The organism is Halobellus sp. GM3 (genome assembly GCF_052545375.1).
The window spans coordinates 60,941-81,737 of record NZ_JBQWLT010000002.1 but is presented as its reverse complement, the minus strand read 5'-3'; the positions used below and the strand labels follow the sequence as shown (position 1 = coordinate 81,737).

The 20,797-nt window shown below is 65.0% G+C and carries 19 protein-coding genes and 1 tRNA gene; 10 read left to right on the top strand and 10 right to left on the bottom strand.

Annotated features, from left to right (window positions below; all coding sequences use genetic code 11):
• Positions 1–52: 52 nt before the first annotated feature.
• Positions 53–250, bottom strand: a complete 198-nt coding sequence (locus ACT3HL_RS03190) for an HVO_0649 family zinc finger protein (protein ID WP_445085366.1) — start codon at positions 248–250, stop codon at positions 53–55.
• A 176-nt stretch (positions 251–426) separates the two neighbouring features.
• Here ACT3HL_RS03190 and ACT3HL_RS03185 point away from each other — a divergent pair, with 176 nt between their 5' ends.
• Positions 427–1,971, top strand: a complete 1,545-nt coding sequence (locus ACT3HL_RS03185; protein ID WP_445085365.1) for a carboxyl transferase domain-containing protein — start codon at positions 427–429, stop codon at positions 1,969–1,971.
• 4 nt (positions 1,972–1,975) lie between these two features.
• Complete coding sequence (locus ACT3HL_RS03180) at positions 1,976–2,257, top strand: acc operon protein (RefSeq protein ID WP_445085364.1); 282 nt, start codon at positions 1,976–1,978, stop codon at positions 2,255–2,257.
• A 130-nt stretch (positions 2,258–2,387) separates the two neighbouring features.
• Here the strand turns inward: ACT3HL_RS03180 and ACT3HL_RS03175 are convergent, their stop codons facing one another.
• Positions 2,388–2,585 (bottom strand): 30S ribosomal protein S17e, encoded by a 198-nt coding sequence (locus ACT3HL_RS03175; RefSeq protein WP_445085363.1) that lies wholly within the window; start codon positions 2,583–2,585, stop codon positions 2,388–2,390.
• 112 nt (positions 2,586–2,697) lie between these two features.
• Positions 2,698–3,120 carry an AsnC family transcriptional regulator gene (locus ACT3HL_RS03170; RefSeq protein WP_445085362.1) on the bottom strand — a complete coding sequence of 141 codons (423 nt, stop codon included), beginning with the start codon at positions 3,118–3,120 and terminating at the stop codon, positions 2,698–2,700.
• Positions 3,121–3,217: 97 nt separating this feature from the next.
• On the opposite strand from ACT3HL_RS03170, the gene carA reads away from it, so the two are divergent.
• Entirely contained in the window at positions 3,218–4,291 is a 1,074-nt protein-coding gene (carA, locus tag ACT3HL_RS03165; protein WP_445085361.1) for a glutamine-hydrolyzing carbamoyl-phosphate synthase small subunit, read from the top strand.
• A gap of 75 nt (positions 4,292–4,366) precedes the next feature.
• Here carA and ACT3HL_RS03160 read toward each other — a convergent pair whose 3' ends face one another.
• Complete coding sequence (locus ACT3HL_RS03160; protein ID WP_445085360.1) at positions 4,367–6,052, bottom strand: NAD-binding protein; 1,686 nt, start codon at positions 6,050–6,052, stop codon at positions 4,367–4,369.
• A gap of 169 nt (positions 6,053–6,221) precedes the next feature.
• On the opposite strand from ACT3HL_RS03160, the gene ACT3HL_RS03155 reads away from it, so the two are divergent.
• On the top strand, positions 6,222–7,700 hold the full coding sequence (locus ACT3HL_RS03155; RefSeq protein WP_445085359.1) for a DUF7115 domain-containing protein: 1,479 nt from the start codon (positions 6,222–6,224) through the stop codon (positions 7,698–7,700).
• A gap of 7 nt (positions 7,701–7,707) precedes the next feature.
• On the opposite strand, the gene ACT3HL_RS03150 is transcribed toward ACT3HL_RS03155, so the two are convergent.
• Positions 7,708–8,265, bottom strand: coding sequence for a DUF5830 family protein (locus ACT3HL_RS03150; RefSeq protein WP_445085358.1), 558 nt, complete (start codon positions 8,263–8,265; stop codon positions 7,708–7,710).
• 70 nt (positions 8,266–8,335) lie between these two features.
• Between ACT3HL_RS03150 and ACT3HL_RS03145 the strand changes: the two genes are divergently transcribed.
• Both ACT3HL_RS03145 and ACT3HL_RS03140 read left to right on the top strand, forming a co-directional pair.
• Positions 8,336–9,028: a VTT domain-containing protein gene (locus ACT3HL_RS03145; protein WP_445085357.1), complete on the top strand. Its 693-nt coding sequence runs from the start codon at positions 8,336–8,338 to the stop codon at positions 9,026–9,028.
• Between the two features lie 125 nt (positions 9,029–9,153).
• Positions 9,154–9,308, top strand: a tRNA-Met gene (locus tag ACT3HL_RS03140).
• A gap of 7 nt (positions 9,309–9,315) precedes the next feature.
• On the opposite strand, the gene ACT3HL_RS03135 is transcribed toward ACT3HL_RS03140, so the two are convergent.
• From ACT3HL_RS03135 to ACT3HL_RS03120, 4 genes are all read right to left on the bottom strand, one after another.
• Complete coding sequence (locus ACT3HL_RS03135) at positions 9,316–9,576, bottom strand: HalOD1 output domain-containing protein (RefSeq protein WP_445085356.1); 261 nt, start codon at positions 9,574–9,576, stop codon at positions 9,316–9,318.
• Positions 9,577–9,682: 106 nt separating this feature from the next.
• A complete protein-coding gene (locus ACT3HL_RS03130; RefSeq protein WP_445085355.1) occupies positions 9,683–10,846 on the bottom strand; it encodes a hypothetical protein in 1,164 nt (387 codons plus the stop codon).
• A gap of 321 nt (positions 10,847–11,167) precedes the next feature.
• Positions 11,168–13,999, bottom strand: a complete 2,832-nt coding sequence (locus ACT3HL_RS03125) for a BGTF surface domain-containing protein (protein ID WP_445085354.1) — start codon at positions 13,997–13,999, stop codon at positions 11,168–11,170.
• 312 nt (positions 14,000–14,311) lie between these two features.
• Complete coding sequence (locus ACT3HL_RS03120) at positions 14,312–16,765, bottom strand: DUF7827 domain-containing protein (RefSeq protein ID WP_445085353.1); 2,454 nt, start codon at positions 16,763–16,765, stop codon at positions 14,312–14,314.
• Positions 16,766–17,070: 305 nt separating this feature from the next.
• Between ACT3HL_RS03120 and mntA the strand changes: the two genes are divergently transcribed.
• The 4 genes from mntA to ACT3HL_RS03100 are packed head-to-tail and all read left to right on the top strand — an operon-like array spanning position 17,071 to position 19,379.
• Positions 17,071–17,457, top strand: a complete 387-nt coding sequence (mntA, locus tag ACT3HL_RS03115; RefSeq protein ID WP_445085352.1) for a type VII toxin-antitoxin system MntA family adenylyltransferase antitoxin — start codon at positions 17,071–17,073, stop codon at positions 17,455–17,457.
• On the top strand, positions 17,458–17,889 hold the full coding sequence (gene hepT / locus ACT3HL_RS03110; RefSeq protein WP_445085351.1) for a type VII toxin-antitoxin system HepT family RNase toxin: 432 nt from the start codon (positions 17,458–17,460) through the stop codon (positions 17,887–17,889).
• Between the two features lie 43 nt (positions 17,890–17,932).
• On the top strand, positions 17,933–18,877 hold the full coding sequence (mch, locus tag ACT3HL_RS03105; protein ID WP_445085350.1) for a methenyltetrahydromethanopterin cyclohydrolase: 945 nt from the start codon (positions 17,933–17,935) through the stop codon (positions 18,875–18,877).
• A gap of 10 nt (positions 18,878–18,887) precedes the next feature.
• A complete protein-coding gene (locus ACT3HL_RS03100; protein ID WP_445085349.1) occupies positions 18,888–19,379 on the top strand; it encodes a hypothetical protein in 492 nt (163 codons plus the stop codon).
• A 1-nt stretch (position 19,380) separates the two neighbouring features.
• On the opposite strand, the gene ACT3HL_RS03095 is transcribed toward ACT3HL_RS03100, so the two are convergent.
• Positions 19,381–20,700: a M48 family metalloprotease gene (locus ACT3HL_RS03095; RefSeq protein WP_445085348.1), complete on the bottom strand. Its 1,320-nt coding sequence runs from the start codon at positions 20,698–20,700 to the stop codon at positions 19,381–19,383.
• Positions 20,701–20,797 lie beyond the last annotated feature (97 nt).

Genomic DNA, 20,797 nt, shown 5'->3' with positions numbered 1-20,797 from the left:
CCGAGCGAGACGTTCAGGGGCTGAGCGAGACGCTCGGGGGCTAAGCGAAAAGTCAGGGCCCGAGCGAGAGCGTCCGGCGGCGTATCGACCCGCAACTCGGACAGATGTGCCGGTACTGAACCGTCCGACCGGTCGTCACCGCCTGCCACTCACCGTGTTCGTCGTCGTAGCCGCACTTCGGGCAGACGAGGTCGACCTCGCTGTACTGCGTTCGGAGCCGCTCGAAGGGTGACCGGTTTGCGCTCGCCATTGTGCTATCTATTAGCACGACTCCGACGCACATAAACATAATTATTTTTCATACGCTATTCGGCAGATCGGCAGAGGTATCGACGTTCGACGAACCTGCCCTTGTCGGATTGCGGAAACCCTTTTGCCTCCCGTCGGGACGTACGTGACGATGATCAGAGGTGGTCCGACGTGACGATGGAGGACCGTATCGAGGAGTTGCGCGAGAAGCGCGAGCGCGCGCTCAAAGGCGGCGGGCAGGACCGCATCGACTCCCAGCACGAGAAGGGGAAGATGACCGCCCGCGAGCGCATCGAGTACTTCCTCGACGACGGGACGTTCAACGAGATCGACCAGCTCCGGACCCACCGGAACCACAACTTCGGGATGGAAGAGAAACAGCTCCCCGGCGACGGCGTCGTGACCGGCTACGGGGAGGTTGAGGGGAGAAAGACGTTCGTCTTCGCGCACGACTTCACCGTCTTCGGGGGGTCACTCGGCGAGGTCTTCGCGGAGAAGATCACGAAGGTGATGGACAAAGCCGTCGAGGTGGGCGCGCCGGTCGTCGGTCTCAACGACTCCGCGGGCGCGCGCATCCAGGAGGGCGTGCAGTCGCTCGGGGGCTTCGGCGAGATCTTTCGAAGGAACACCGAGGCCTCCGGCGTCGTGCCGCAGATCTCCGCGATCATGGGTCCCTGCGCCGGTGGGGCCGTCTACTCGCCGGCGCTGACTGACTTCACGTTCATGGTGAAGGACACGAGCCACATGTTCATCACCGGCCCCGACGTGATCAAGACCGTCACGGGCGAGGAGGTGAGCTTCGAGGAGCTCGGCGGCGCGGTCACGCACGCGTCGACTTCGGGCGTCGCGCACTTCGCCTGCGACACCGAGGAGGAGGCGCTCGACGACATCCGGCATCTGCTCTCGTATCTCCCGCCGAACAACGTCGAGGACCCGCCGCGCGTCGAGCCGTGGGACGACCCCGAGCGCGCCGACGAGTCGCTGAACAGCGTCGTCCCCGACGAGCCCCGAAAGCCCTACGACATGCGGGACGTCTTCGCGGGCGTCCTCGACGAGGGCTCCTTCTTCGAGGTCCACGAGGGCTTCGCGAAGAACGTCCTCGTCGGCTTCGCTCGCCTCGACGGCCACTCGGTCGGCGTCGTCGCCAATCAGCCCCGCGTCAATGCCGGCACGCTCGACATCGAGGCCTCCGAGAAGGCCTCCCGATTCGTCCGCGTCTGCGACGCGTTCAACGTCCCGATCATCTCCTTCGTCGACGTGCCGGGCTTCCTGCCGGGCACCGATCAGGAGCACGGCGGCATCATCCGCCACGGCGCGAAGCTGCTGTACGCCTACTCGGAGGCGACGGTCCCGCTCTTGACGGTGATCACGCGGAAGGCCTACGGCGGCGCCTACGACGTGATGGCGTCGAAACACCTCGGAGCCGACGTCAACTACGCGTGGCCGACCGCCGAGATCGCCGTGATGGGTCCGCAGGGCGCGGTCAACATCCTCTACAGCGAGGAACTGGCGGCCGCCGAGGACCCCGAAGCGCGCCGCGAGGAGCTCATCGAGGAGTACCGCGAGGAGTTCGCGAACCCCTACACGGCCGCCGACCGCGGCTTCGTCGACGCCGTCATCGAACCGACGGAGACGCGCGCCCGCCTCGTTTCGGACCTCGAGATGCTCCGCTCGAAGCGCGACTCGCTGCCCGACAAAAAGCACGGGAACCTCCCGATCTGAGCCGATGACGACGCACGACCTCACAGAGCGCCTGTCGCTCCCGGAGGACGCCACCGACGAGGAGGCCGCGGCTATCACCGCCGCTATCGCCGCACACGTCGCCGACGGCGAGCGCGCGGCCGCCGCCCTCGCCGCCGCGAAAGCGCAATCCGCGGACTCGTGGTCCGGCGAGAAGTGGACCTTCGCGGGCCGCGTGAACGCGACGAGCGGGCGTCGCGTCCGTCGCGTGCGAGACGGGACGCCCCGCGAGAAGTGGAGCGCCGCCGGTCGCGCGGATCGGCTCTGAGAGATCTGGCCACCCTGTTGTCGCTCTTTCGGCCCCGTTCGCACATACGACGCGCGAGAGCGAGCGATCGGCGAACGCGACGATATCCGTCGCTAGCGACGTCGACAACTATCGAGAACAGATCTCCAGATTACGCCGAGGCGGGGTTCGTGCTGCCCTTCTTCCGCGTGATGTAGCCCGCGATCCGGTTTCGGACGCCCTTCGATTCGACGTTCGTCAGCGTCGCGACGCTCTCTTTGTTCGTCTCGAAGTCGGTGTTGAACGCTTCCGGATACTTCTCGAGCAGCACCGTTCCGAGCTGTTTGACGTACTTGGGTTTGATCGCCATACTCGCTTCTTCCGTCAGCGCACACTAAAACGATTCGTTCCGCGCTCCGTGGGCGCCGTCAGCCCTCGTCTCGGAGGGATGTCCTCGGAGACCGGCCGGCACCCGCCACCCACTACGGCGTCCGGCCGAGCCGCTCGTCGAGGATGAGCCGCGTCTTGGTGTCCTGCACCTCGTCGAGCTCCCGCGCGCGTGTGATGAGTTCGTTGACGGCGCGGGTGTCGGCGGCGTCGACGACGAGGACGACGTCCTCCTCGCCGGAGACCTGCCAGACGAAGTCGACCTGCTCCCACTCGGCCATCGCCTCCGACACCTCGGTCGTGTCGACGTCGACTTTCACCGACACCTCGATCATCGCCTTGATGTTGCCCGTCTGCGTCGAGATGGTGAAGCGCTCGATGATCCCCTCGTCTATCAGCCGCTCGACGCGGTTCCGGACCGTCCCCTCTGACGTTTCGACCTGCGCTGCGATCTCGGTGTAGGGCGTCCGGGAATCCCGTCTGAGGATGTCGAGGATCCGCCGGTCGAGGTCGTCCATACCGACCCCACGCACTCGGGGGGCTTACCGATTACGAATTTCGTAACTCAGCTACGAAAGTAACACTTATACCCCCAGATGACGTGCGTTTCTCGTAATGTCGGACGCCTATCTGGCCCTGGAGGACGGCCGCGTCATCGAGGCCCGCGGTCGCGCTCCGGGACGGACCCGCGGCGAGTTAGTGTTCACGACTGCGTACACCGGCTACGAGGAGAGCCTGACGGACCCCTCCTACGAGGAGCAGGTCCTGACGTTCTCGTACCCGCTCATCGGAAACTACGGCGTCCGAGCGGAACGGTTCGAGTCCGACCGCGTCCACCCGCGCGCGGCGATCTCCCACGAATTCACCGAGGACGTCGCCGAGTGGCTCGAAAGCGAGAACGTCCCCGCGCTGGATCACATCGACACCCGCGATCTCGTTACCTCCATCCGCGAGGAGGGCGCGATGAAGTGCGGGATCGCCGTCGGCGAGCACGCAACGCCCGCGGACGCGAAAGCCGAGCTGGCGGAGTGCAAGGGGATGAGCGAGCACGTCGATATCGGCGAGCAGGTCACGACCGCCGACCCCACGACCTACGGCGACGGCGCGGTCGACGTCGCGCTCGTCGACTGCGGCGCGAAGCAGTCGATCGTCGAGTCGCTCGTCGAGCGGAACGCCACGGTGTCTGTCCTCCCGTACGACACGACCGCCGCGGAACTCGCGGACGTCGACCCGGATCTGCTGTTCATCTCGAACGGCCCGGGCGACCCGGCGAACTTCAGTGCGGCGCAGGACCTCGTCGAGGAGTACGTCGGCGACGTGCCCATCGCGGGCATCTGCCTCGGCCAGCAAGTCGTCGCGCGCGCGCTCGGCGGCACCACCGAGAAGATGGACTTCGGCCACCGCGGCGTCAATCAGCCGGTCCGCGACCTCGACTCCGGAACGGTCGTGATGACCACGCAGAACCACGGCTACACCGTCGGCGAGCCGGGCGAGGAACTCGACGTCACGCAGGTCAACGTCAACGACGGCACCGCCGAGGGCCTCGCGAACGAGGAACTCGACGTCATCACCCGGCAGTACCACCCCGAGGCCCACCCCGGCCCCCACGACTCGCTGGACTTCTTCGACGACGTCCTCGCGATGACGGGCGCCGCGAGCGAGAACACCCACGCCGTCGCCGACGACTGATCGACCGCGCTTTGCCGGCCGTTCGGTCGATGCCTTCTTTCCTCTTCGATCGGAGACCGTCTCCAGAGCGTCGCCTCAGGAATCCCCGGCTTCTCGCTCGAACGCTTGAATCGCTTCGTCGCTCCCCGCGACGAACATCTCGTCGCCGACCTCGATTCTTGTCCGTTCGTCAGTGAGGACGGTACCGTCGCGCGAGACGCCGACCACCGTCCAGCCGCGTTCGGTGTTCCGGCGAGCGTCCGCGAGAACCTCTCCGGCGAACGGTCCGGCGTCGGCTCGAACGAGGCGGATCTGACTTATCGGGTCCATCACCCGTTCGCCGTAGACCTCCGCCGCGACGAGGCGAGCGGAGACCCGCTGGGTGGAGAGAACGTAGTCGGCGCCCGCCCTGAACGCCGCTCTCGCCTTCGCCGCGTCGGTTACGCGCGTGAGAATCTCGACGTCCGCGGAGAGCGAGCGGGCGATAGCGACGGTCAAGAGCGCGATCGAATCGTCGCCGACAGTGACGATCAGCGCAGAGGCGTCCTCGATACCGGCGTCTCGAAGCGTCTCGGGCTCGGTGACGTCGCCGACGACATCCGGGGTTCTCGTCGCCGCCTCGTCGACGGTCGTCACCGAGACGCCGTCCGAAAGCGCCTCGATGGCGGCGGCTCCTCCCTCGCCCAGACCGGCGACGACGACCCGCGACGGCGTCTGCAGCCGCCGTGACCGGACGCCGCTGATCTCGTTCGTCATCTCGTCGATCTCGCGTCCCGGGCCGGCGACGACCAGCACGGTGTTCGGCGTCAGGACGTCGTCGAATGACAGCGGGAGACGCAGTTCGCCGTCGAACCAGCCGGCGACGAGCGTCAGGTTCGGGTGTGCAGCGACCGGAGAGTCACGCACTCGAACGCCGTGAAGGGGGCTGTCCCGTCGAACGAGGATCTCGCGGATATCGATCCCGTCCTCGTCGGCCGCCTCGTCTGTCTCCCCGTTTCCGCGCCCCACCCTGTCGACCGTGACGGGCGTCGTCGCCTTCTCCGCCAGTCGCTGACCGATCAGCGCGTGCGGGGCGACGCTCCGGTCGACGCCGACCTCCGCGAGCGCTGCCCTGCGGCGCGTCGATTCGGTGAAGCTGATCACGCGGAGGCCCTCGTTGGCCTCCAGTGCGGTCAGAACGATGCTCGCGGTCTTGTCGCCGGCGTCGGTGATGAGAAGCGACGCCTGCCCGATAGACGCGCGATCGAGGTCCGACCGCTCCTCGGGGTCGCCGTTGATGGCTTGATAGCCGTCGTCTGAGAGCCGCTTGGCCTCCTCCTCGTCGGATTCGACGAGGACATAGTCGACGTCGAGTTCCTCGAGTTCATCGAGGAGCACGTACGTGTCACGCTGGTACTCCGCGATGACGACGTGGTCGTTCTTGGTCGTGAGACGGTCATCGAGGTTCAGCGGCGTCCGCTCGAAGAGCGGAATGACCAGAATGCGAAGCGTGACGAATCCGATGACGACGCCGGTCAGCTGGATCGTCACCATCAGGACGTTCATCACCGGCGTCGCCCAAGGTGAGTCCGCGCCGAACCCGGTCGTCGTCATCGTCTCGACCACCGTCTGGAACGACCGGAAGACGGACTGCGGGCGGTTCTCGAGGGCCGCCATCCCCCAGTTGTAGACCAACGTGAAAAAGAGGACAACCGAGGCGAGGCTGACAACGAAAACCAGCAGTAACCGCTGTCGTTGCGTCAGATCCCGGGGATGCAGTCCCTCGAGTCGGAGTTCTCGCATTCGATGATCTCTCGTTCTCCTCACTATCACGGCCGGGTGATTAAATCCCGCCGCCGCTGCGACGTCTCGGACCGCGTCCGAGGTTTCGGATCGACGGTCGCCGCGATGCCGGTCGTTGCCCGCCGCGAAGACCCACGGATTTATGACGAAACGGACGGTGGACGGATCTATGAGCCAACCGGAGATCGTCCAGGCCGACCTCGCCGGTGAGGACGTGGTCGCCCGCGTCGACCTCGGCGGCGAGGACGAACTGTTCGTGACGCCGACGCGAACGCTGCTCTACCGCGCCGAAGGGCTGCTCTCGGACGAATCCGTCGACGAATACGCTCACGAGGCCGAGCGGATCACGGTCTCGGAGGGACGACGAAAGGCGAAGATAACGCTCGATTACGGGCTCGACGGCCAACAGACGCTCTCGCTGCCGGCGAAGCGACTCGAACGCGCCATCCGCCCGATTCTCGAAGGCGTGTTGCACGCGAACGACGTGCTCGGACCCGAGGAATCGATCGAGCGGCTGTTCCGTTTCAGCGAACTGACGATCGTGGTCGCGGGCGAGCGCGTGGTCCGCCACATCGGCGCGAACCTCTGGGACGAGGACTTCGAGTCCTATCACTACAGCGACATCAGCGACCTCGACTTCGAGGACGGCAGCGTCGCGACCTCGGTCGTCCTGACGGTCGACGGCCGACAGGAGCGGTTCAAAGCCCCCAACGAGGACGCCCGCGCCGTCCGCGCCGCGCTGGAGACGACGCTTCTGTCCTACTGGGGCGTCGAGACCGTCGAGGACCTCCGCGCGGCCGCCGCACCCGACGACGAGGCGGTCGACGCCGAGGACGGACCCGCCTCCCGGGAGGAGGTGTCGTTCGGCGACGGCCCCGACCCGCTGATCGCCGACCCCGCGGAACCCGATGAGCTCCCCGAAAACGCCACGCGTGACACCGAGAGCCGTTCGGCACCGGAGACGCCGGACGAGCGATCGACGCCGACTGCGGGTCAGGACCGTCCGACCGCCGAGGCCGCCGCCGACGAACCCAGCCCGGACGCGCTCGCTCAGCAGGTCGAACGCCCGCCGGCATCGGAATCGGCGACCGACTCGACCCGGCGGGAGGACGCCGAGACGACCGACGCCGAACCGGTCGCTGACGTCGGGACGGCTGGCAGCGGGACAGCCACCGACACGGAGGCTGACGCTGGCAGCGACTCCGACGAGTCCCCGACGGGACGGACCGACGCGGACGCGGCCCCCGCTCCCGACGAGGTGACGTGGGCTGAGGCGACCCGAGAGGCCGAACCGAGGGGGAACCCGGAGACCGGCGCGGCGCACCCGGACGCGGACTACGGCGGGCGCGACGATCTCGTTCGGGGCGGTCCTGCGAGCGAGGACGCGGAGCCGAAGGCTACGGCGCCGGCGGACGCGACGCACGCCGACGGGCCAGCGTCGAACGCGGGCGAGCGAACCCCCGCACCGACGCCGCCGGAGCCCGGCTTCGAGGGCTCCGGGTTCGAGTCGGCCACGCCCGCCGTCGACGAGCAGGTCCGCGAGGAGCTGGCCGCGCTCCGCGAGACGGTCGAGCGCCAGAACGCGGAACTCCGCGCTCAGCGCGAACTCGTCGAACAGCTCATCGAGGAGCTCCGACGCGGTCGGTGAGCGCCGCTCACTCGCGCCCGAGGACGCGCCGCACGCAGGAGGGACCGAACGGTCCGAGTTCGCCCGACTCGAAGCGCACGAAGTGTCCCGTCGAGAGACTCGCCCCGCAGCGACGACACTGGTAATCGCCCTCCCGGCGGACGACCTGTCGGTCGAACCGGACGAACGTGCCCCCGCGGCGGGTCAAGAGCCGCCCGCCCTCGCGGTCGATCACGCCGCGGAGTTCCGCGGTATCGAGAATCTCCCGCGTCAGCGCGGGGTCCGTCGTCACCGTCTCGATCCGGTCGACGGCCTCCGAAAGCGAGAGCGACTCGACCTCGACGTGCGCGAGGAGGTCGACGCCGAGTTCGACGCGCGCGCTACGGTCGAGTTCTGCGACCGGGGAGCGGGAGAGAGCATCGACGTCGTCGCCGGCGTCACATTCCCCGTTATGCTGACCGACGGCCCCGTCACGGTCCTCGCCGCCGTCGCTATCGGCGGTCGCGTCGCCTTCTCCGCTGCCGTCGCTATCGGTGTCCCCTCCGCCACCGAACGTCGATAGCTCCGGTTGGTCGTCGTCCGCCACGGCTCAGTCCGTCCTGCGCGCCGCGAAAACAAAACAACTGTTATGCCCGCCGGGCGGCGATCCGGAGACGATGGACCGCTCCCGACTGCGAGCGCGACTCGTCGCCGGCGCGGCGCTCGCGTTCGTCCTCGCGGCGGCGCTCGTCACCTCACCCGACGCCGTGCTCGCGCGCGCGGCGTGGCTCGTCGCGGACCCGGTCCGACTCGTGGCCGCGACGATCGCACTCGCCGCCGTTCGGCCGCTTCTCGCGTGGCCGACAACGCTTCTCGCGGTGCTTCTCGGCTACGGACTCGGACCTGCTTCCTTCCCGCTGGCCCTCGCGCTCGTCGCGCTCACGAGCGTTCCGCCGTTCCTCCTCGCGCGGCGCTACGGCCGCGGCGGCGGTCTCGCCGCCGCTGGAGAGTCGTTCGTCGATCGAGCGGGCGGCGTCCGGAGCGTCGTCGCCAGTCGGCTCGTGCCGGCGCCCTCCGACGTGGTCTCGGTCGCCGCGGGCGTCGCGGGCGTTCGGCTCTCGACGTTCCTGCTCGGCACGGCGATCGGTGAGATCCCGTGGGTGCTCGCCGGCGTGCTCGCCGGTGCGTCCGCGGAGTCGCTCGCCGCCGGCGACCTGGCGGGCGCGACGGACCTCAGACTCGTGGCCGCGGCGAGCCTCCTCGCGGCCCTCCTCGTCGGGCCGACGGCATACGGGTGGTACGCCGACCGCCGCGCGTCGCTGGAGGAGGAGCACGCAGAGGAGGCAGAGCGCGCAGACCGCGAGGCGTGAGCGCAGATCGGATCGATCAGACCAACCCTAGCCGACCGGATCAGACTGGACGTCACGCAGACCGAGCCCCCGCCGTCGTCGAACTTGCGAAGGTTTAAGAACGTCATCGGACTACGGGAAGACGAGCCCGGGTGGCTTAGCTGGACATAGCGCCGCACTCATAGGGTTTCCCGAGATTCGGTGCGGTACGCCTTGGAAGCCTCCGCCGCTCCCCACGGGGCCCGCCGAGCCTCGAACCTGGGACATGCGGAGATCGTGGGTTCGGAGCCCACCCCGGGCACTCTTCCCTAATCGTCGCTCGTCGCGACCTCTCTCGACGATCCTCGAGTGAACCGCTCGTCGGCCGTGACGCTTCCCTCGCTGTCGACGGTGACCTCACAGCCCGCGTAGGCGAACGTGAGCTCTCCGGCGTCGAGCCCCGCGATCACGTCCTCGAGGCCGTCCGGGTCGATGGCCTCATACAGCGGCGGAAGCGCTGTGGGATCCCTGTTCGTCTTCGCAGCGACGCGCTGGACAACCCGTTCGGAGACCGTCGGCCTCGGATCCATCACAGTCTGACAACGAGTAAACAACACATAAATGTCAGTCAGACAAATGAAGGTGTTCTTAGATATCTGAGCTTGGATCTACACCCTATGCCACGGTGCCGGAGACTCACGACTGCCCGAGCCGATTCGCGAGGTACGCGATCCCACCGAACGAGGAGATTCCGGCGAGCGCCAGCAGCCAGTCGAGGTCGTCCGAATCGACCGCGACCCGCTCGTTGCTGCGTTCGCCGTCGATGACACCACCGCCGCTTCGCCGCAGCGACTCGTTCGATTCTGGCGTTCGGTTCGATGTCTCTGTGGGGAACGTAGTCTGCGTTCTCGTCAACGACGGCGTCGACCCGTTTTCGGTTGAAGACGCTGTGGACGTCTCTGCTGTCGGTGCTGGTGTGGGTTCGGTTGACGTCTGGGGCGTGGTCGCCGTGGGTTCCGACGGTTCCGTCGCTTCCGCCGGTTCCGACGCGTTCGATGATTCCACCGACTTCGACCCCTGCGATGAACTGCCACCCGCGTCACAGGAGTCGATATCGGGGTTCGTGTAGGTGAACATCGCCGATCCGGTGACGTCGTTCCAGATGTTGAGGTGTTCGATACCCTTGCCCTCGTGTTCGCCCGTCCCGGCGAAGGTCTGCGGCGGTTCGAGCATCTCATCGGGCTCCGACAGCAGTTGTCGCGTTCCGTCAGCGAACGTCAGTGTGGGTCGGTAGATTTCCTCGACACCGTTGACGAACTCCTCGGGGCGGACCGTAACGGTGGTGCAATCGAACGTCACCGCGACGTCGCCGTCGGGGTCGCAGTCCTGTCGGTTGTCGAAGTCGATTTCGAGCTCGTGGGCCATCTCCTTGATAGACCGAATCGTCCGTCCGGGCGACCCGTAGACCGGTTCGTCGCCGACGGGGCCGTCGTACATCTTGTGGGCGTTCTCATATCGCATCCGGAAGTCGTAGGGTGCTTCGTTCGGCGTCCGCCACAGCGAACAGGTCACCTCCAGCGTCATCTCCATATCGTTCTCGACGATCACCGTTCGACTGCCCCGCGTGGCTTCCACCCGCTCGATGTGCCCGTACCACCCGTCGTCGATGTATCCGTTCTCCGCGTAGTGATAGCCGCCTCGAACGCACTCGTCGAACTTGTGCGCCGTGCCGTCCGCCGTGTAGATGATCACGCGGTCGGCGTCGGCCTCGGGATCCATCCGAACGCCGAGCCCGTCGTGTGTGATGGCTACTCGCGGGCACCACTCCGTTTCGTGCGTCGCACCGGCAACCCCGCTCAACAGACTGAATGACGCGAGTGCGCACCCACTTGCGGACAGCACGCGTCGCCGACTCACCGATGTCGCGTTTCGTTTCGCCATCGTCTCAGGCGGCTCGCGGACCCGCGTTTCTGGATTGTTCGTGGGTAGTGAGGCTCGTGATGACAGTTACGGCGGTGCGCGGAGGCGCGTTGGGGAACCCGGCCATACCTCGGGATGATCTCGTGTCGAAAAGAGTACAAACAGCCTATCGAGAGTACAGTCGGCTTACGCGTACTCTCTGGCTCGTACACAACACGGAAGCAAGACGGAAATCAGAAAACCGCTGTCGGGGCGAAGGAACTATCGCTGCGTACGGACCGCGAGCAGCGCGGCGGCCAGCAGCGCCGTCAGCGCGACGACCACACCGAATCCGGGCGTGGAAGTCGGCGTTTCCGTGTCGGCTCCGTCGGTATCTGTTCCGGGCTCGGACTCGGTCGCCGTGTCGGGTTCGGGCGTGTCCGTGTCCGGCTCAGGCGAGTCCGTGTCGGGTTCGGGCGTGTCCGTGTCCGGCTCAGGCGTCGGCGTCTCGACCACCTCGACGACCTGACCGGATTCCGTCACGTCCGCGGCGGCGCCGCCGGAGACGACGATGTCGTAGGTGTCACCGACGCTCTGCTCGCTGAAGTCGAACTCCGCGCTCCAAGTCCGGTCGGACTGGACCACGGGCGAGGCCGTCTTCAGGAAGCTCGGGCTGGTGCCCTCCGTACTGCGGACGCGGAGGCGGAGTTCCGTTCCGGGAGCCAGCGTCGTCTCACCGCTGACCGTCTGCTCGGCCGCGTTCGAGACGTTGTACGGCTCGCTCACGGTGTGTTCGGGTTCGACGACGTCGTAGTCGACGAGGGTCGTCTCGTCTTCGTCGTCGTCGAGTTCGGCCGACGTGAAGTCGGTGGCGTCGTCGTTAAACACCGTGAAGTTCGCCGTCAGGCTCTCGTCGTTCGGGATCGAACTCCCATCGTAGGTGTTGACTTCGCCGGTGTCGACGAACACGTAGTAGGTGTCGTTGTCACCGTCGGCGATCACGGTCGTGTTCTCCGCGCTGAGATTGAGCGCCCACGCCTCTTGGTTCGCACCGGGGTCAGCCTGCTCGATAGAGAAGTTGTAGACGGTTCCGGCCGCGCTCTTGTCGAGGAAGGCGCTCGTGATCTCCTCGCTGTGCTGGGCGTCGAAGGTCCCCTCGAAGCCGGTCGTCACGAGTTCGTGGACCGCGACGTCCCCGTTGGCGACCTCGTCGGCCGCCGTGAGCTCTCCGTCGTCGAGCGCCTCGTTGACGTCTTCGAGATCGGTGGGGTCGAAGCCGTCTTGCGCCGTCCATGTGTTTATCTCGGTCGTTCCGCGCGCTTCGAGAACGAGGGTCGCGACGTCGGTCGAGTCCTCGCCGGCGTTCTCACCCGGACGGACCGCCAGATCGTACTCGCCGGCGTCGATGAGGTCGTCGACGTTCGTACCGATGTCGGCCGTCACGATCCCGTCGTCGCTATCCGAATCGAGCGAGTAGACGTTCCCACCGTCGCTGTACGTGCCCGTCGCGTCTTCGAGTGCGGTCGTGTTGAGATACAGCGTCACCCGGTCGTCACCGTCGTCGTCCTCGACGGTCACGTTGGAGACGACGCCCTGATCTTCGGTGCCGAGCGTGAGCGTCGCCGTGCTGGTCCGTTGCAGTTCGACGGCGAGTTCGACGACGTCGCCGCGTTCGTCGGTGACGACGCTCTCGGTGAACGTCGCGTCCTCGTCGCCCGCCGCGGTGACGGAGACGTCCTCGGATTCGACCTCGACGCCGGAGTAGTCGTCGGTCACGAGGACCGTGTAGTTACCCTCCTCGAGGTCCAGCCCGGAGCTGGAGGCATCGAAGCTGAAGTCGTACTCGCCCTGTCCGTTGAGCGAAGCGCTGGTGCTCGACCCGTCGACGGTGTCGCCGCCGCTGTCGAGTAGTTCGAGCGTGATCGCGCGCTCGGAGCCGCGGGCCTCGACGGTCCCCTCGATGGCGTCCGCCGTCGTGACGTTGTAGTCGTCGACGGTGACCCCGAGCTCGAGGTCACGCAGCGTGAGGTGCGTGTTGTCGATGTCGCTGCCGTCGATGCTGACGTTGTACTGGCCGAGGTCGCGGTTCGTCGTGTTCAGGACGAACACCTCGCTGTTCGTGTCGGTCGAGCCGTCGAAGTAGAAGCTTTCGGGCCCCTCGATCTCCACGCCGACATCGTTTCCGCTCTCGCTGACGATCGCGACGTTACCGCCCTTGTAGGCGCTCTCGTCGTCGTTCGTCTTCACCGTCACGGGCGCGAACGTGACGGAGTTGTTGCCCGCGTCGGTGAGGGCGTCGCCGTCGACGTCCTCGATGGAGTCGCCGAGGTTGACCTCGAGGTCACCCGTGAGGATTTCGCTGTTCGTCGTGACGAACACGCGCTCTGTGACGCCGGTGTCCTGAACCGTGTGTGTAACCGCCGAGCCGTCCTCGTACAGCGCGATGTCGCTCGCCGAAACGTTGACCGCCTCGCTGAACGCGAGTTCGACACCGATACCCTCGTCACCGCTGTCGTCGTAGTGGACGGCGCTCTGGAGTTCGGGTGCGCCTTCGGGCGTGGATTCGACAGTCAGCTGTTGGATATCTGTCGAGTACTCCGAGGTGCCATCGTCGTTCGTGTCGAGAGCGAACGACGCCTGGCCACTGGTAGTGCTGCTAACCTCTGGTGCAACGATGTCTCGGAGTTGGAAGGTGAGATTCAGATCCTGTTCACCAGATGTAGATCCGGTTCGTTCAACTCTGATAGTGAAGTTGTTATTGTCTGAATCCCAGTACGTGCTGTCGAGAGCGACAGTCCCGCTTCCCCCGCCGGACACCTGGACTGTCGAATTATCTTCGGACGAGAGATCGAAGTCTGGCGAATCCGGGAATGAAACCGTGTAGTTCGCGTACTGTGTGGTCGTAACTCCATCTGTGGTGTTCAGCGTGGAATTGAGCTGCACCGTGTGCGTGTTGGTCGTCTGCTCGTACACCGTCGCGTTCGAGACGTTTCCACCGTCGGCGCTTTCGGCCGCAGCGACGCTCCCCGAGAACACCACGGTTCCGGCGAAGACGCTGAGGATCAGTATCACCGCAAGGAAGGCCGCGCGAAATTGATTCGTATTTTCAGTCATAATGAATGGCCGTCCCCCCAAGTGTGCGGTGTCGACTCGTCAGTCCGGTCTCACTCGCCTTCGTGTGGACCGAACGACGAGGCTTCCGCACCCCCTTGTAGGGATACTACAAGCAGTTGGCAGGAGCCCTAAATATGTTTCTTTGCAATTCTCAGAAAAGGGATCGACGGCGTCGTGGCGATGTGATTGTTCTCGTTCGCGTTATAAAATGACTCCGCGCGCTCAGGTATTCCCTGTGGCTGTCGCTCACCACGTAGCGTCGAAAGAAATGGGAAGTCGAAGGGCCGGAATTACTTCCGGTGGGTTAGCGCGTTAGTCGCGACGGGTCGCGAGCAGCGCAGCCGCGAGGAGAGCCGTCAGCGCGACGACCACACCGAAGCCGGGCGTGGAGGTCGGCGTCTCGGTCTCAGGCTCGGGCGTGTCCGTGTCCGGCTCAGGCGTGTCCGTGTCCGGCTCAGGCGTGTCCGTGTCCGGCTCAGGCGTGTCCGTGTCCGGCTCAGGCGTCGCCGTGGAGACAGCCTCTACGACTTGACCCTCTTCCTCTGTCGGACCAGCCGTGTAGATTTGAGCGTTAGCGATGATATCGTATTCGTCGCCAACGTTCTGTTCGCTGAAGTCGAGCGTCGCGCTCCATGTGCCGTCAGGCTGGACCACGGGTGAGGCCGTCTTCAGGAAGCTCGGGCTGGTTCCGGTCTGACTGCGGACGCGGAGAGTCAGCTCAGTACCGGGGGCGATGTTGGTGTCGCCACCGAGAGTCTGCTCGGCCGCGTTAGAGACGTTGTACGGTTCGTTGATGTTGAGTTCAGGCTCGTTAGCATCGAACTCGACGAACGTCTCGGAGTTCTCGTCGTCGTCGAACTCGCTGTCAGGCGTGAAGTCGTACCCACCGTCGTCCTGCACGACGGTGAAGTTTGTCTCCAGTGCCGTGTCATCGTCGTTCGGGAGCGACTCGCCGGCTCGGTCGCCGGAGAACTCCACATCGCCAGTATCAACGACGACGTAGTAGGTGTCGTTGGGGCCGTCACCGATGACAGTCACGTTGTCACCGTAGCCCAGATTGAGTGCGGACGGGTTCTGGTTCGCACCGGGGTCCGCTTCCTCGATCGTCAGTTCGATCGCACCGAAGTTGGAGAATGCGTTAGTGACATCCTCATCCTCGCGTGCGTTGAGCGCACCTTCGAAGCCGGACGCTTCGAGTCGGTGAACCGCGTAGTCACCAACGGCAACCTCTGAGGACTGCGTGATCTGGTTCTCGTCGAGCGCCTCGTTGACGTCCTCGAGACTGGAGATGCTACCGATTTCATCGGAGCTTCCCGTCCACATCTGGAGGGAGTCAGTGCTGCGCTCCTCAAGCGTGACCGTCGCAACGTCGTCGGAGCTAGTCACAACAGGGTTTCCACTGCCGTCATTCACGTCGCCAGCCTGAACCTCAAGGTCGTAGTCGCCGGCGTCGATTAGGTCACCAGTACCTTGGTGGAGCTGCTCATCGACGAGGTTATCGTCGCTGTCCGAGTCCACACTAAAGGCATTGTCGTCGTAGACATTCGAGTCGAGGTTGTACGTGTTGATGTATACGGTCGCTTGACCGTCACCATCATCGTCCTCGACGGTCGCACTCGCGTTGACTCCGTCGCTGTCCGAACCGAAGGTGATTGTTGCCTCCGAAGTCTCTGTCATCTCGACAGTCACTTCGAGGATGTCACCTCGCTGTTCGGAGATCGCGTTTTGCGTGAAGTCGACGTCTTCGTCAGCAGCCTCGGAGACATCGATTTCCGAGGATTCAACTGCAACACCGGACGTCGTGTCGGTCACTTCAATCGAGTACGTGCCCGTGTCGATCTGGGACCCGTTGTCCGCGGTCATCGCGTCGAACTCGAAGTCGTAGTCACCCTGACCGGACAGATCAACATTAGTCGTGTTGATGCTGTCTCCGCTGCTGTCGAGGAGGTCGATGTCAACGTTTCGACCGCCAGCCACAGCAGAGGCGGTTCCCTCAATCGTGTCCTCGTTGGACACGTTCAGGTCGTCAATCGAAACATCGAGCTGCAGGTCGCGAACGTTGATGAACGTCCGGTTACCAGCATTGTCGTTGTTCTGAACGAAGACCTTGTACTCTCCGATTTCGCGGGCGGAGGTGCTAAAGGTGAACACCGTACTGTTCGCGCCCGTGCTACCTTCTCGGAAGTAATTGTTGTCTTCACCCTCAACAGTCACATCGGTGTTGGTGCTGTCAGAGACATTAATTGCGACTGTCGACCCCTGGTATGAACTAACGTTGTCAAGGGGACTGTCGTCGCCCGTAGTGAACTCGATTGTCTGGCCTGCGAAGACAACCGCCTTTTCACCAGTGTTGGAGACTCCGCTACCACTCTTGATGTTAACCTCAAGGTCGTTCGAGGAGACTCTCTCGCTCAGATGGAGGTAGACGGCACTGTCTGACTTGTAAACGTTGCTTACATAGTCATCAGTGACGTTATCACCATCATCGAGCAGGGAGAACGTACTATTATCTGCGGTGACCGAACCTATGCCACCTTCAATCGGTACCTCAATGACCCATTCGTTGGAGTCATTCTGATATTCGACCGCATTCCCGGCGTATTCCTGCGCTGCAGCACTTCCCGTGAACGCCACGGTCCCAGCGAAAACGCTGAAGACCATAAGCGCCGCGAGGAAGACCGCGCGGGACTTGTTTGTATTTCCTGTCATAGTTTGGTTGGATTGTGTATCCATCGTCGGCGACAGCAGCTTTGCGCGCACGTTCACCGCGTCGATCCGACCGATCGGATCTGGTCCGCAGTACTCGCTGGTGCCACCATGGGTAGGGGTACGAGACAACCAAGTACCACGTCCGGTAAATACTTTGTGTAGTCGTCTGACGCGAACCACCGCGAGAAGCGCCCTACGGCCCGAATTATGTGAGAAAGATTCACACACCACTCTGGCCGGAGATGACTCGAATCGATCTGGCCCTTCACGCTCGCGTGGGTACTATCATTATCTCGGAGCCGCAAGGGTCAGCTATGGTGGGCGCGTCTCGACCAAATGCAGCGGATATAGATCTCGACGGAATGAGTGCGTTCCTCGCTGGGACGGATGTCGATTTCGCCGTTCTGTTCGGCTCGTACGCCCGCGGTACGGCGGGCGCAGCCTCGGACGTCGACGTCGCGCTGAAATTTCCCGACAACGCCGACGAGCGCGAGCGCTTCCGTCGTCGCAACCGAATCGATGCCGTAGTACAGGAGTATGCCGACGGGTTCGTCGACGTGAGCGATATTGAGACGCTTCCAATTCACGTCGCGCACGCCGCTCTCCAAGAGGGGATTCGACTCGTTGGCGAGGAGTCGACCATTGAGGCGTACAGATCTCGGATCGAGTCGGAATACGAGGCCCACTCGGAGGAACGAAAAGAGGAACGAGAACAGTTCATCGATCGGCTCGCGCGTGGAGACGTCTGAATGGTCGACGACGACGTAATCATCGATAAACTCCAGTATATCAACGAGTACACGCACGATTTGAAACGGATGCGTGGACTGTCGAGAGACGAGTACGTAGCAGACATTGTGAGACAGCGAGCAGTTGAGCGGACGTTTATGAATCTCATTCAATCCTGTATCGACCTTGCACAACACATCCGAGCCTCAGAGGATATAGGCGGTGCGCAGACGTCAAAACAAGAGATCGAGGCTTTGGGCGATGCGAGTATCATCTCGAGAGAGACGCAACGGAGAATGGAGGAGGCCGTGGGGTTCCGAAACGTTCTCGCACATCGGTATGGAGACGTCAACCACGACGTTGTCTACGATGTTCTGCATAACGATATCCACTGGTTCGAAACATTCCAGCAGGAGGTTGCATCGTGGTTTCGGAATCGGCATTCTGAATAGCGGACTGCCAACGCCTTTTACTCGGGGCGACCAACCCCGGCCTATGGACTCCATCAATCGGATGGCCATCGAACTCATCGACGAGGCCATCGACTTCGCGGAGGAACTCCGCGTCGAGCCGTACGAACTCGACTCGGGGGCGACCGTCCTCGACTTCGGCGTCGACAGCGAGGGCGGCGTCGAGGCCGGGATGCTTCTCACAGAGGTCCAGACCGCCGGCCTCGCGACGGTGCAGACCCGGATGGACGACGTCGCCGGCGCGCCCACGCCGCATATCGAACTCCAGACCGACCATCCGGCGCTCGCGCTGCTCGGCTCGCAGAAGGCCGGCTGGGAACTCGGTTTCGAGGACCCGCCGTTCGACGGCCTCGGCTCGGGGCCGGCGCGCGCGCTCGTCGCCGAGGAGGAGGAGTTCCACGCGCTCTCGTACTTCGACGAGTTCGACCTGACGGTGCTCGCGGTCGAGAGCATCGACCTCCCCGACGACCGGATCGCCGAGCACGTCGCCGAGCGCGCCGGCGTCGAGCCGAGCGGCGTCTTCCTCCCCGCGTACGCGACGGGCTCGACGGTGGGAAGCGTCACGGCGGCCGCCCGCGCGGCCGAACTCGCGCTCTTTCGGCTCTTCGAGCTGGGATACGACATCCGCAACGTCCAGTCGGCGTTCGGCTCGGCGCCGCTCGCCCCGGTCAGCTACGACGAGAGCGTCGCGATGGCCCGGACGAACGACGCCGTCGCGTACGGCGGCGAGGTCCATCTCACTGTCGCCGAGGACTTCGAGGCGTTCGACCGCGTGCCCTCCACGGCCGGCGAGGAGTACGGCACGCCGTTCGAGGCGATCTTCGAGGACGCCGGCTGGGACTTCTATGAGGTCCCCGAGACCGTCTTCGCGCCCGCGAAGGTGACTATCGACGTCATCGACGGCCCGACGCACGTCCTCGGGGAGACCGACGAGAAACTCCTCGCGGAATCGTTCGCGTACCGACAGTGAGGGTCACGAGATGAGATTCAAACTCCTCCCGGCGGTCCCCGACTCGCTCGATCGCGTCGAGGCGGCCCAACGGGCCGTCCCGCTCGTCCCGGGCACCGAGGACGACTGCTGCGCCCGCCTGATGCGACGGCTCGACTTCCCCTCTCGCGACGTCGCGCGCACGTGGCTCACGTTCCTCCGCGCGCTCGAACTCGCCGCCGAGACCGACTCGGGGAGTTTCGTCCGCGAGTCGACCGAGCCGACGCCAGAGCATCTCCGGTCGGCGTTCGAGGCACGGGTTTACGGCGCACGCGAGGTGCTCGCGGCGCTCGACGACGAGGAGCCGCAGACTGTCGACGAAGTTTTTGCGTCGTTCGAAGAGCGCGTGCCCGTCTGGGAGACGCACCGCGCCGCCGGTGACTGGCGCGACGTGTGGCGCGAGCGCGTCGAGCGGATCCTCGAGTGGGCGGTCCTCCTCGATCTGGCCGCCGAGCGCGACGGCGGCTACGTGCGCGAGAAATAGGTTACGTCGCGGGCGGCACGTCCGGACCGCCGTCATCTCCTCCCGCGCCCTCGACGCCGTCTCCGCCGCCCGCTCGGCCGTGTCGCTTCCGAAGCCGTCGGATCCGCTCGGGAATCGGCGGGTGCGTCAGGTGGAACGCGGCGTACGCCGGGTGCGGAAACGGATTACTTAGATTCTCGCCCGCGAGCGTGCGCAACGCGCGCGTCATCGACTCCGCTTCCCCCATCGTCTCGGCGGCGAAGTCGTCGGCCTCGCGCTCGTGCGCAAGCGAGAGTCGGTTCGTTAGGGGCGCGGTGAGCGTGAGAACGGGCCCGGCGAACAGCAGGCCGATTCCGAGCGCCGCGTACGTCTCCTGCGGGAGTCCGAACGCGGCGTACACCCACTGTGACGTCGTTACCCACCAGAGGAACGCGAAGACGAGCGCCGTCTGGACCGCCGAGGCGCCCAGTTGCTTCCAGATGTGCACCTTCTTCCAGTGGGCCAGTTCGTGCGCGAGCACCGCCTGAATCGACTCGCGGTCCATCTGCTCGACGAGCGTGTCGAAGAGGACGACGCGCTTCGCTCGCCCGAATCCGACGAAGTAGGCGTTCGAGTGCGAGGAGCGGCGGCTGGCGTCCATCTCGTAGACCTGCTCGCACTCGAAGCCCGCGCGCTCGAAGACGTCCTCGACCGCGGTCCGGAGCTCCCCCCGCTCGATCGGCTCGAAATCGTTGAACAGCGGCGCGATCACGCGCGGGTAGACGACCATCATCAGAAGCGAGAAGCCGACGACGAGCGCCCAGCCGACGGCGGGCCACAGCGTCGGCAGCGCCGCGACCGCGATGAGGATCCCGCCCGCGACGACCCCTCCCAAAACGAGCGCGACGACGGTCCCGATCGCCAAGTCGCGAAGCCACAGCGCCGGCGTCTGGTTGTTGAAGCCGAACCGCTCCTCGACGACGAACGTCTCGTAGGCGTCGAACGGCGCGGCGAGGACGCGATCCGCGAGGACCGCGCCGGCGAAGAGCAGCACCCCTTGGGCGGCGCTCGGCAGCCCCGTCTCGGTCAGCACCGCGACGAGGTCGCCGTATAACCCCGAGACGACGACCGCGAGCACGGCGACGACGCCCAGCCACGACTGGATCCGAGAGAGAACCGTCTTCGAGCGCTGGTACGCCAGCATCTCCTCGGGGTCGTCGACGTCGAGGGCGTCGCGCACCCACTCGGCGGCCTCGCGGACGGCCGACGCGCCGTACCGGAGGTTCAGCCGGTCGAGTACCGTCTCCAGCACCTGCACGCCGACGAGGAGTCCGACGAGCGCGAGTTCCGGTATCGTCACCATAGGGGAACTGGGTCGCCGCGGGACTTCAACGTCGCGGGGATCGATGGCGTGCTGTTCGCGACCAGCACACCCTCTCACTGTTTGCGGGAAAAACGCT